The 8,731-nt window shown below is 73.1% G+C and carries 11 protein-coding genes and 1 pseudogene; 4 read left to right on the top strand and 8 right to left on the bottom strand.

The features are described 5' to 3' along the window. On the bottom strand, nucleotides 1-554 hold a 554-nt coding region (locus L0B03_RS10155), incomplete at its 3' end, for a cation:proton antiporter (RefSeq protein WP_250445682.1). Nucleotides 555-746: 192 nt separating this feature from the next. On the opposite strand from L0B03_RS10155, the gene L0B03_RS10150 reads away from it, so the two are divergent. Then, complete coding sequence (locus L0B03_RS10150; protein ID WP_250445681.1) at nucleotides 747-1,208, top strand: hypothetical protein; 462 nt, start codon at nucleotides 747-749, stop codon at nucleotides 1,206-1,208. Here the strand turns inward: L0B03_RS10150 and L0B03_RS10145 are convergent. The 5 genes from L0B03_RS10145 to L0B03_RS10125 form a co-directional block, all read right to left on the bottom strand. Then, on the bottom strand, nucleotides 1,156-1,887 hold the full coding sequence (locus L0B03_RS10145) for a GNAT family N-acetyltransferase (protein WP_250445680.1): 732 nt from the start codon (nucleotides 1,885-1,887) through the stop codon (nucleotides 1,156-1,158). The genes L0B03_RS10150 and L0B03_RS10145 overlap by 53 nt on opposite strands. Before the next feature lie 217 nt (nucleotides 1,888-2,104). After that, nucleotides 2,105-2,506, bottom strand: coding sequence for an ectoine synthase (locus tag L0B03_RS10140; protein ID WP_208056877.1), 402 nt, complete (start codon nucleotides 2,504-2,506; stop codon nucleotides 2,105-2,107). Nucleotides 2,507-2,524: 18 nt separating this feature from the next. Continuing rightward, the gene (gene ectB, locus L0B03_RS10135; protein ID WP_250445679.1) at nucleotides 2,525-3,781 is read right to left on the bottom strand and encodes a diaminobutyrate--2-oxoglutarate transaminase; all 1,257 of its coding nucleotides are present in this window, start codon (nucleotides 3,779-3,781) and stop codon (nucleotides 2,525-2,527) included. A 45-nt stretch (nucleotides 3,782-3,826) separates the two neighbouring features. Further along, nucleotides 3,827-4,384: a diaminobutyrate acetyltransferase gene (gene ectA / locus L0B03_RS10130; protein ID WP_250445678.1), complete on the bottom strand. Its 558-nt coding sequence runs from the start codon at nucleotides 4,382-4,384 to the stop codon at nucleotides 3,827-3,829. 189 nt (nucleotides 4,385-4,573) lie between these two features. Further along, nucleotides 4,574-4,768, bottom strand: coding sequence for a hypothetical protein (locus L0B03_RS10125; RefSeq protein ID WP_250445677.1), 195 nt, complete (start codon nucleotides 4,766-4,768; stop codon nucleotides 4,574-4,576). 264 nt (nucleotides 4,769-5,032) lie between these two features. Between L0B03_RS10125 and L0B03_RS10120 the strand changes: the two genes are divergently transcribed. Continuing rightward, complete coding sequence (locus L0B03_RS10120; protein WP_250445676.1) at nucleotides 5,033-5,542, top strand: PLD nuclease N-terminal domain-containing protein; 510 nt, start codon at nucleotides 5,033-5,035, stop codon at nucleotides 5,540-5,542. An 80-nt stretch (nucleotides 5,543-5,622) separates the two neighbouring features. Here the strand turns inward: L0B03_RS10120 and L0B03_RS10115 are convergent, their stop codons facing one another. Next, a complete protein-coding gene (locus L0B03_RS10115; protein ID WP_250445675.1) occupies nucleotides 5,623-6,591 on the bottom strand; it encodes a sensor histidine kinase in 969 nt (322 codons plus the stop codon). 324 nt (nucleotides 6,592-6,915) lie between these two features. Between L0B03_RS10115 and L0B03_RS10110 the strand changes: the two genes are divergently transcribed. Beyond that, complete coding sequence (locus L0B03_RS10110) at nucleotides 6,916-7,410, top strand: DUF1918 domain-containing protein (protein WP_250445674.1); 495 nt, start codon at nucleotides 6,916-6,918, stop codon at nucleotides 7,408-7,410. A 31-nt stretch (nucleotides 7,411-7,441) separates the two neighbouring features. After that, on the top strand, nucleotides 7,442-8,374 hold the full coding sequence (locus L0B03_RS10105; RefSeq protein WP_250445673.1) for a 5'-3' exonuclease: 933 nt from the start codon (nucleotides 7,442-7,444) through the stop codon (nucleotides 8,372-8,374). Between the two features lie 30 nt (nucleotides 8,375-8,404). On the opposite strand, the pseudogene L0B03_RS10100 reads toward L0B03_RS10105, so the two are convergent. Beyond that, a pseudogene (locus tag L0B03_RS10100) lies at nucleotides 8,405-8,731 on the bottom strand (hypothetical protein); the annotation flags it as partial.

Below are 8,731 nucleotides of genomic sequence, written 5' to 3'. Positions count from 1 at the left end.
GACGAGGCCGGGACGACGGCGGCCACGGCCAGCCCGACCAGGGGCAGCGCGAGCCCGTCGTTCGCGCCGCTCTCCGCGGTGAGCAGGCGGCGGAGGCGGCCAGGCAGGTCACGTTCGGCCGGTCGACCGGTCACGACGGAGGCGGCCAGGACCGGGTCGGTCGGGCACAGGCAGACCCCCACGACCATCGCGAGCGCCAGCGGGAGCCCCAGGACGAGCGCCGTGGCCCCGGCCAGAGCTGCGGCGAGCGGCATCGCCACGAGGAGGAGCACCGCGACCCGGCCGGCCAGCGGCCGCAGCTCCCCGACGGGGAAGCGCAGCGCCGCCGCCATGACCGAGCCCGCGAGGAGCAGGCGCGCTCCCTCGAGCAGCAGGACGTCCCGGACCGGAGGTTCCAGGTCGACCACGCCGAGGGCCACCGGCCCGAGGGCGACGCCCAGCAGCAGTCCGAGGAGCGGCTCGCTCAGCGAGAGGTCGCGCAGGCGACGGCTCGTGAGGGCCAGCACGACGGCGAGCACGCCCGCCGTGGCGTAGAGCACGTGCAGGGAGGTCATCGGGGGCCCGGATGTCTGGCGTCGGTGCGTCCCGATCGCCTGGGCACGGTGGCGTCCTGAGCCATCTGGGCATCGTGGCACGCGGGGGGCGACGGGGCACGGCAGCTCCGGGGGAGGAGCGTCGCCGACCCGTCGGGCTCGCACTCTGGTGCCCGATATGCCAGATTTGTCCTCCTCGGACTGGGAGGCGCGATGCGGGGAAGGACGATGGTGCTCGGCCTCGCCCTGGCGGTGGGGGCCGGTGCCGTGGCGCAGACCGACCTCGTCAGCGCGCCGGCCGCCGTCTTCGCGCCGGCGTACGACACCGTCACCCAGGCCAGCCTGCGCAACCTGGCGACCGCGCTGCAGTCCTACGCGCTGCTCGAGGGGGACCTGGACGGGGTCACCACCGAGGAGCTCGCGGGTTGGGGCTGGGAGCCCACCGGGACGAGCGCGGTGACCCTCTGGGTGGACGGCGCCGACTTCCTCGTCGTCGCCGAGGACGTGCGCCCTGGAGCCACCGCCTTCCAGCTCGCGGGCGGCGAGGAGGGGGTCACCGGAGCGCATCGCGTCTCCCGCGACCTCGCCGCGCTGACCGGCGCAGGCCTGGACCCGGGCGTCCTCATCGTGCGCGGGTTGCCAGCCGCCGCCGAGCGAGGCCCGGACCAGGCCTGACAGGCCCGGTGCGGTAGTGGTAGCGCCCCACGGTGCGGAACCCGTGGCGCTCGTACAGGCGACGGGCAGCGGCGTTGGCCTCGACCACCTGCAGCCACAAGGCTGAGGCGCCGCGCGCCTGACCCGCCACGGCGAGGGCATGGACCACGGCGGTGCCCAGGCCCGTGCCACGGGCGCCCGGGTCGACCGCGAGGCAGTACAACCCGGCCCACGGTCCCGCGAGGGCCAGGCGCCCCACCGCGAGGGCCGCGTGCGGGCCTGGCACGGTGGCGTAGAGGGCGGGGCTCGCCTGCAGGATCTGGAGCGCGACCGCACGGTCATGGGCGTCCCCTCGACCGTCCACGGACCACCACAGGTCCGTCCACGCGCCGTCCGGGGTGGCGGCGACCCGCACCTCGGGTGAGACCGGGCTGTGCGTCCCGGAGCTCTGTGCGACAGGTGCTGGTGCGGTGGCGGCGACCACCGCGATGGGTGAGGCCGCCATGACGAGGGTGGGGGCCTCGAGCGTGTATCCGCGGGCCGCGAGGAGGACGTCCAGGCCCGGGGGCTGAGCGGCCTCGCTGATGTGGAACGACGGCGGCAGCCCGGCGGCCCGGTAGCGGGCCTCGACCCGCTCGAGGGCGGCGTCCAGGTCCATCGGGGACGTGAGGGGGAAGGTCGAGTTCGCCCGTCGGGTCACCCCCCTGGCTCAGACGCACCAGCCACCCGTCCACCTCGACGGTCTCGAGGCCCGGCCATGCCTGTCGCATCAGGGCGTCGAGCTCCGAGGCGCTGGGGCTGGCGGTGAGGTCATCGGGCTCTGCGGGCACGGCAGGAGCGTAGAGGGCCCGACGACGACGAAGGCCCGCCCCGGCCTGGTGCAGGCGGGACGGGCCTCGTCGGAGATGAGGGACCGGTCAGGCGGTCGGCTCGGGCTCGGTGATGAGCGGGTACACGCCGTTCTCGTCGTGGACCTCGCGGCCCGTGACAGGCGGGTTGAACACGCAGACCGTGCGGATCTCGGTGCGCGGTCGCACCTCGTGCTTGTCGTGCTCGTTGAGCACGTAGATCGCCCCCGGGCGCAGCTCGTGGGTCTCGCCGGTGCCGAGGTCGGTGATCTCGCCCTCACCCTCGACGATGAACACGGCCTCGATGTGGTTGGCGTACCAGAACTGGTTCACCGTGCCCGCGTAGAGGGTGGTCTCGTGGACCGAGAAGCCGACCCGGTCCTTGGCCAGCACGATGCGCTTGCTGCGCCAGTTCTCCTGCTGGATGTCAGCGTCGGTGCCGTCGATCTGGTCGATGTAGCGAACGAACATGGGGTGGTCTCCCGAGGGTCAGTGCGAGGACAGGACGGCGGCGACGGACTCGTCGATGATCGCCAGGCCCTGCTCGAGCTCGGCGGTGGTGATGGTCAGGGCGGGCAGGATCTTCATGACCTCCCCGTCGGGACCGGAGGTCTCCATGAGCATCCCCCGGCTGAAGGCCTCGGCGCAGACCTTGCCCGCGAGCTCACCGCTCGCGAACTGCAGGCCGCGGGCCAGGCCGCGTCCCTTGGCGGTCAGCTTGGCCTCGGGGTAGGCGTTGACGAGTGCGGTGAACCGGCTCGCGACCTGCTCGCCCTTGGCCTTGGTGGACTGCGCGAGGGCGTCGTCGCTCCAGTAGATGCGCATGGCCTCGGCCGCGGTGACGAACGCGGGGCTGATGCCGCGGAAGGTCCCGTTGTGCTCGCCCGGCTCCCAGATGTCGAGCTCCTTGCGCACCAGCGTCAGGGCCATGGGCAGGCCGTAGCCGCTGATGGACTTGGAGAGGCACACGATGTCGGGGACGATGCCGGCCTCCTCGAAGCTGAAGAAGTCCCCGGTGCGCCCGCAGCCCATCTGGATGTCGTCGAGGATCAGCAGGATGCCGTGCTCCTTGCAGAGCTTGGCCAGCCCGCGCAGCCAGTCGGCACGGGCAGCGTTGATGCCGCCCTCGCCCTGGACGGCCTCGACGATGACCGCGGCGGGCTCGTTGAGGCCGCTGCCGAGGTCGTTGAGGAGCCGCTCGAAGTACAGGAAGTCGGGGTACTCGCCGGCGAAGTAGTCGTCGTACGGCATCGGCGTCGCGTGGACGAGCGGGATGCCGGCGCCCCCGCGCTTCATCGAGTTCCCGGTGACCGACAGGGCGCCGAGGGTCATGCCGTGGAAGGCGTTGGTGAAGTTGATGACCGACTCACGGCCGGTGACCTTGCGGGCCAGCTTGAGGGCCGCCTCGACCGCGTTGGTGCCCCCGGGCCCGGGGAAGATGACCTTGTAGTCGAGATCGCGCGGCTCGAGGATGTGCGACTGCAGCGTCTCGAGGAAGTCACGCCGCGCGGTGGTGAACATGTCGAGCGAGTGGACCACGCGGTCCTCGCTCAGGTAGTCGATGAGCGCCTTCTTGAGCTGCGGGTTGTTGTGCCCGTAGTTGAGGGCGCCGGCGCCGGCGAAGAAGTCGAGGTAGGCCTTGCCGTCCTCGTCGTACATCCAGCTCCCCTGGGCACGGTCGAAGACGACGGGCCAGTTGCGGGAGTAGCTGCGGACCTCGGACTCGAGCTCGCTGAAGATGGACATGCTTCACCTCGGTTCAGATGGGCGGCGGGAAGGCGGGGGCGCGCGTCAGCGCGCGGGGACGGCGCGCGGTGCGCCGGGGTCGAGCGGGCCGATCTCGTACAGCGGCTCGCCGTCGTGGCCGTCGGGGAAGTGCTCGGCGGTGATGAAGGTCGACGTGCTGAGCTCGGCGCCCCAGCGCCGTGCGAAGGCTGCGAAGAGCGCCTGGGACGCGGCGTTGTCGTCCGTGATCGTCGTCTCGACGGTCCGGATGGGAGGCTCGAGCTCGCTCGTGACGAGGTCGTCCAGCAGACGGCTCGAGATCCCTGCGCCGCGATGGTTGGCGTCGACCGCGACCTGCCACACGAACAGGCAGTCGGGGCGGTCGGGACGGCGGTACCCGAGGACGAACCCGGCGGACTCCCCGTCGACGGTCGCCAGCCGGCAGGTGCGGGAGAAGTCGCGGCAGAACAACAGGTAGGCGTAAGAAGAATTGAGGTCGAGCGAACCGGAATCGCGAGCGATTCGCCACATCGATGCGCCGTCCGCCATCTCGGGGACGGAGATCAGAATCTCGGTCGAGTCGGTGCGGTCAGGGCCGTCGGAATTCTTCTTCTCAGGAGGCATACTTCGCATCACGATAACGGGGACCGACGTCCTTGGGAAGCCGAGACGGTGCTCGCGGCGTGCTCAGGCAGCGGCCGCAGCGGGCATCGATCCCGTGACTCCGCAGGTCGCGACGGGGTGTCGGCCGTCGTGGGTGAACCTCGTGAAGATCGGTTCGCGCGGCGCGGTGCGGGGGCTGCGGCGAGAGGGTCAGGCGGAGAAGGCGAGCTCGCGCGAACGCTCGGCGGGGGTCAGGTCCTCGTCGTCGAGCAGGGGCGTGACGAGGAGCTCGAGGCCGTGCTCGTCGAGCACCTGCACGGCGCGGACGCCGCAGAAGCAGACGGGCTCCGGGGCGCCGTCGTCGAAGAAGACGCAGACGTGGGTGTGGATGCTGGTCCTGGTCATGGGGAGACGCTAACCCCGGGGTCTGACACGGCCCGCCAGGACGCGCCGTCGGCCATCCGGGTGACGCGGGCGGTCCCGTCCCGGCCCCGCAGGTCCGGTCCTGGCGTGCCTGGAGCACAGCTGTTCGCACCTGCCCCGCGACGAAGATCAGGTACCCCCTCCCGCTGAGGGGGTCGTGTGCCCTAGGTTGTGCTCGGCCCGGCCGTGCGCGCCGGTGCCTGAACGTCGTCTGAGGGGGCGGAAGTGATCCGAGGCCTGGCAGTCGTGATCCAGCTGGCGCTGCTGGTGTACTGCTTGATCGAGTGCATCCAGACGGACTCCTCGCGGGTGCGGAACCTGCCCAAGACGCTCTGGGTGCTCCTCATCATCCTCGTGCCGGTCATCGGGCCGGTGGCGTGGCTGGTCGCCGGCCGGCCCGAGCGCGAGGCGGCCTCGAACGTCCCGTGGCCTGCGACGCGCACGGCGGGCTTCCCCGAGTACGAGCGCCCGCGCCCGCCCCGGGGCCCGGACGACGACGCGGAGTTCCTCACCGGCCTCGGCGCCCGGGACGCCGAGCACGAGCAGATGCTCAGCCAGTGGGAGGCCACCCTCCGTGACCGGGAGCGCCGGCTGCGGGAGGGGAGCGCCCCCGGTCTCGCAGGGACCGGCCCCGCACCGGGTGGAGCGGCGCCCGAGAGCGGTGCGTCCGAGAGTCGTGCGTCCGGGGGCGGCGTGCCCGACAGCCGTGCCGCCGACGAGGACCCTCCGTCGCGCCCTCAGGACGCGCAGGCCTGAGGTCCGCGTCCTCCCCCGGACGGCGCTCAGAGCCATACCGCGCGCATCCCCGGGGCGTCGGAGCCAGGCTGCTTCGGCCCTCAGAGCCAGGTGAGCACGCGGATCGCGGTGCCGTCGGGGCCTGTGCGGACCTGCACCAGGTCCGAGAGGCGGTGCACCAGCCACAGGCCGCGTCCCCGCAGCTGGTCCGGCTCGGGGGTGACCCGGCCGACCAGGAGGCTCGCAAGCCTGCCCGTGTCCCGGACCTCGACCATCAGGACGTCGTCCTCGCGCCAGGCCAGGACCACGCCGTGGCCCGGGCCGTGGTCGATGCTGTTCGCGGCGAGCTCGTTGACGGCGAGCACGAGGTCCTCGGCCCGCCGACCCTCGAGCCCGGCAGCTGCTGCGTGCCGGGCGACCGTGCGCCGGACCTCGGCCAGGCCGCCGTGGTGGAAGGTCACGTGCTCGACCGGTCCGCGGGGCGGGGGCAGCGGCTGCTCGCTCAGCGTCCAGGGGTGGGCCTCACCCCCGTAGGCAGCACTCGGGGTCGCCTCGACGCCGTAGCCCACGGAGGGGTGTGACCGGCACGCCTCGGCGAGGATCTCGGGGTCGAGGCGCGAGGCGTCGTAGGGGCACAGCATCCACAGCGGGGTGGACGGGGCGAGGGCCGCGTTCAGCAGGGCCTCGTGGACCTGTCCCTCGTTGACCTCGACCGGCCGACGACCGACCCAGACCGGCTCGCCGATCCCTCGCAGCTCGACCCCGGGGGCGGCGTGACGCCGCACGAAGTCCAGCCACGCCGGGATGATCCGCCCGGGGTTGCCGCCCAGCTCGGTCATGTCCACGTGCAGGGTGAGGTCGGCCGCGGCGCCGAGCTCCTCGCGCAGGGGCAGCCAGAGGCTGTCGGTCAGGGCCAGCAGGACGGGCTGGCCGACGGTGACGGCCTCCCGGACGAAGGGTGCGGCCAGTCCGAGGAAGGTGTCCAGGTGGTCCCACAGGAGCGCCTCGTGGCGGTACGTGGCTGCGGCGCGGGCGTGGTCGTGAGGCCACGCGACCGTGGTTGCGCTCACACCGCTCCTTCCGCTGACCGGCCGCCCCCACGCCCGACGGGGCCCGACGACGTCCTGCTCCCGGGCCTGAGACCTCCACGGTAGCCGCCCCCGATCCCCGCCACCTGGGTCCCCCCGGGTGAAGCGCGCTCTCACCCGGGTGAAGCGCACGCCCACTCCACCGCCTGGCCCGTCGAGTGGTCACTTCTTGCCGGTAGGGGTCCATCCGTAGCGACAAGAAGTGACCACTCGACGGAGGGGACGGAGAGGGAGGGGTGGGTGGGTTTCCGGCGGGCGTCGGCGGGAGCATGATGGGGAGGGGTGGCCTGGAGGAGAGGAACGGCGATGAAGGCGTCCGTGGGTGACCGGTTGGTGACGGCCTCGAGCGTGGTGGACGGGCCGGTGCGTGACGGCAGGGTCCTGGAGCTGCGGCATCCCGACGGCTCCCCGCCCTACCTCGTCGAGTGGTCGGACACGGGGGAGCGGACCCTCCTCTTCCCCGGCCCCGACACCCACGTCGAGCACTACGACGCCGGCGACGTCGTGCATGCCTCGGCACCCCCCGCCGCCCTGGCCGCCTGGTCGGTCCAGGTGACCATCCAGCACGACGGCGGCCGGACCACCGCGCACGCCGTCCTGGCCGGTGGCGCACCGTCGACGGTGAGTGCCGTGGGGGAGGACGGGCACGCGACCCGCAGCCCGGACGACCCGGAGGCCCCGGTCGTGGGGGACGAGATCGCCGTCGCCCGGGCGCTGCGCCGGCTCGCCGACCGGTTGGTCCTCGCCGCCGAGTCCCAGATCGAGCAGTCGACGGGCCGACGAGCGCACGTGCACCGCTGACCGGCGCGGACCACTCCCGTACGGTGACCGCATGACCGCCGGTGGCCCGCTCCTGCTGCTCGACACGGCCTCGCTGTACTTCCGCGCGTTCTTCGGGGTGCCGGACTCGGTCCGTGCCCCGGACGGCACCCCCGTCAACGCGGTGCGCGGCCTGCTCGACATGACCGCCCGCCTGATCACGGCCCGTCGTCCCGCCGGACTCGTGGCCTGCTGGGACGACGACTGGCGCCCCGCCTTCCGCGTCGAGGCCATCCCGACCTACAAGGAGCACCGCCTCGCGGCCGACGGCGGCGAGGAGGTCCCCGAGGCCCTCAGCGCGCAGATCCCCCTGATCGTCGAGGTGCTCGAGGCCCTCGGGGTGGCGCGGGTGGGTTCACCCGGCTACGAGGCCGACGACGTGATCGGCACCCTCGCCGCCCGCGAGACCGCTCGGAAGGCCCCGCGGCCCGTCGAGGTCGTCACGGGGGACCGGGACCTGTTCCAGCTCGTCGACGACGAGGCCCGCGTCCGGGTCCTCTACACGGCCCGCGGCATCACCGACCTCGACGTCGTCGACCAGGCCCGGCTCGCCGAACGGTACGGGGTACCTACCGGGGCGGCGTACGCGGACATGGCCACCCTGCGCGGGGACAGCAGCGACGGCCTGCCGGGGGTCGCCGGGATCGGGGAGAAGACCGCCGTCGCGCTGCTGCACCGGTACGGCTCCCTCGACGGCGTCCTGGCGGCCCTCGACGCCGAGGACCCCGCCTTCACCCCCGCTCAGCGCCGGCGTCTGACGGAGGCGCGCGAGTACCTGGCGGTGGCTCCCGGGGTCGTGCAGGTCGCCCTCGACGCGCCGGTCACCGAGCACGACGACGCCCTCCCGCTGGTCCCCGCGGACCCCGACCGCCTGGTCGAGCTCGCCAGGACGTGGGGTCTGACCTCCTCGGTCACCCGACTTCTCGACGCCGCCACGGAGGGCTGAGCCCTCAGGGCGACGTCGTCCCACCGCTCCTCAGGCGTGCGCGACCGCGCGGGCCAGGCCCTCGCCCCACACCGCCGCGGCCTCGAGCTCGCCCTCGGCGAGGCCGTCGGACTTGCCGTGCACGCCGAAGCTGCGGGCCTTGACCACGGGCCGCCCGCCCTGACGCCGCAGGGCCTTCTCGATGCCCTTCGCGGCCGATCCCGGCAGCGGGGGGTGCACCACCTTGGTGCCGAAGGCGGCCACCGGGAGGCCGGCGGGCAGGGGCAGGTCGGTGAGCCAGTCGCGGATGCCCGAGGCCGAGACCACGGCCCCCGCGGGGGCCTCCTTGAGCTCGCCGGCTCGCTCCTTAGGACGACA

Origin of the sequence: Actinotalea sp. C106, assembly GCF_023630195.1 — a bacterium.
Lineage (GTDB): Bacteria > Actinomycetota > Actinomycetes > Actinomycetales > Cellulomonadaceae > Actinotalea.
Note: the sequence above shows the minus strand (reverse complement) of the source record. Positions and strands in the feature narration are given on the sequence as shown.

Coding starts and splice junctions, on each gene's coding strand:
- L0B03_RS10110 (WP_250445674.1), top strand. CDS start 6,916: ATGAAGGCGTCCGTGGGTGACCGGTTGGTGACGGCCTCGAGCGTGGTG.
- L0B03_RS10125 (WP_250445677.1), bottom strand. CDS start 4,768: ATGACCAGGACCAGCATCCACACCCACGTCTGCGTCTTCTTCGACGAC.
- L0B03_RS10140 (WP_208056877.1), bottom strand. CDS start 2,506: ATGTTCGTTCGCTACATCGACCAGATCGACGGCACCGACGCTGACATC.
- ectA (WP_250445678.1), bottom strand. CDS start 4,384: ATGCCTCCTGAGAAGAAGAATTCCGACGGCCCTGACCGCACCGACTCG.
- L0B03_RS10150 (WP_250445681.1), top strand. CDS start 747: ATGCGGGGAAGGACGATGGTGCTCGGCCTCGCCCTGGCGGTGGGGGCC.
- L0B03_RS10105 (WP_250445673.1), top strand. CDS start 7,442: ATGACCGCCGGTGGCCCGCTCCTGCTGCTCGACACGGCCTCGCTGTAC.
- ectB (WP_250445679.1), bottom strand. CDS start 3,781: ATGTCCATCTTCAGCGAGCTCGAGTCCGAGGTCCGCAGCTACTCCCGC.